General features: G+C 53.1%; 1 protein-coding gene. It reads left to right on the top strand.

Annotation, left to right across the window (positions count from 1 at the left end):
* Positions 1-1,643 (top strand): DUF927 domain-containing protein (locus tag FKM52_RS21360; protein WP_141178100.1); only part of this gene is annotated, 1,643 nt, incomplete at both ends.

Here is a 1,643-nt window from a genome sequence, read left to right as displayed (position 1 = left end):
GCAATTATCAGGCGTGCTGAAAACACTGAGGTCGGTGAAGATGATATCGCTTCACTCGGTATTGGTGATGGGCTGCCACGGCATTATGTGAATACGGCTAATGGCCTTTTCTACATCGGTGGACAGAAACCTGTGCAGGTTTGCACCACGCCAGTTGTGCCTGTCGCCCTGTTTTGTGGAAAAGATAAGGAGTCCGGTCTTGGGATCAGCCTGATGACCGGTAACGGGCTGGGTAAGTATGTTAAGGCCCTGGTACGCTTTGAGGATATTGTTCAGAGCGGTGCTCAGGTAGTAGGCAAACTGGCAGATCGTGGATTTTGTGTTGGCTCCTCTCCACAGCAGTTTGCCCTTTTTGACCGTTTTCTTCAGCGCTGCCGGAGTTTACCGCTGCCTGTCTATCTGATGGCAGATGCGATGGGATTCGTTTCGGAGGATATGGCCTTTTTACATGGTCATGAGCCCGTTGTGACCTCTCTGACCGGGTTTGATTATCTACTGCCGGGATTCCGCGTGCGTCCCGGACTGCACAAAGGTGGGGCCCTGGAGGAGTGGATTAACCTCATCCGGGAAAATGTCCATGGCTGGGCGCAGACCTTTGCACTGAGTGCGTCCTTTGCTTCGATGCTTCTGGTTCCTGCCGGTATGGATGTGGGCATGTTTCATTTTCACGGCGTATCCACCACCGGTAAAACGCTTCTCCTGATGCTGGCTGCATCGGTCCATGGTGATGGCAGCGAGCCGGGTAGTGGGGGGAATGTAAATATTATTCGCTGGAATACCACGCCTAACGCGATGGAGCGCCTTCTCGCTGACTATTCCGGTCTGGTCGCCTGCGTCGATGAACTGGGTGCGAGTAATCATAAGCAACTTTCCTCACTGCTTTACAACATTACGTCAGGTACGGCAAAAGAGCGCCTGAACCGTGGCCTGACGGCAGATGAGCCGTTTAAATGGCGCATGTTTATTCTCTCCACCGGTGAGATGTCAATCTCCGAAAAGCTGGCTGAACAGAAAGCCGTGTTACAGGGAGGGCAGGAGCACAGGGCCATCAGTATGGAACTGTTGCCTGAGGATGCTCAAAAACCGGATGAACCGGTATCAGAAACACGTGCCCGTGCAGATGCACTGAAGACGGGGCTGGCAGAGGCTTATGGTCATGCCGGGCCTGCATTTATCGGCAAACTGTTATCCGGGAAAAATACGGCTGGCGGCCTTCGCACCTACGCAGAGTTTTCATCCTGGCTCCAGGAACAGACAGATGATTGCTGTAACGCACTGGAAGAGGCCCTGAGGGATGAGGGGCGTGATATTACCCGCGTTCAGCGGCGCGGACTGAAAAGATTTGCGCTGGTATGGCTGGCAGGAGAGAAGGCGCTGAAATATGGCCTTTTACCTTTCGAAAGCGATGCGGTGGCTAAATCCGTTATATCCGCTGCACGACGCTGGCTGGATGATAACCAGAATCAGTATAACCCGGTGCGTAACATGCTGGAGGAGCTTCAGCTGACGCTGGTGACAAAAAGCAGCAGGCACTTTATCACCCTGCGTGACGAACATGCCCGATGCCCGGGAGATATGTGGGGATTCGTCCATTACAAAACCGGTGATTTCCTGATTTATGAATCGGTGTTTGAAAAGCTCTG

Origin of the sequence: Mixta tenebrionis, assembly GCF_006517625.1 — a bacterium.
In the GTDB taxonomy this organism is placed as follows: domain Bacteria; phylum Pseudomonadota; class Gammaproteobacteria; order Enterobacterales; family Enterobacteriaceae; genus Mixta; species Mixta tenebrionis.
This window is presented reverse-complemented; position numbering and strand designations above follow the sequence as displayed.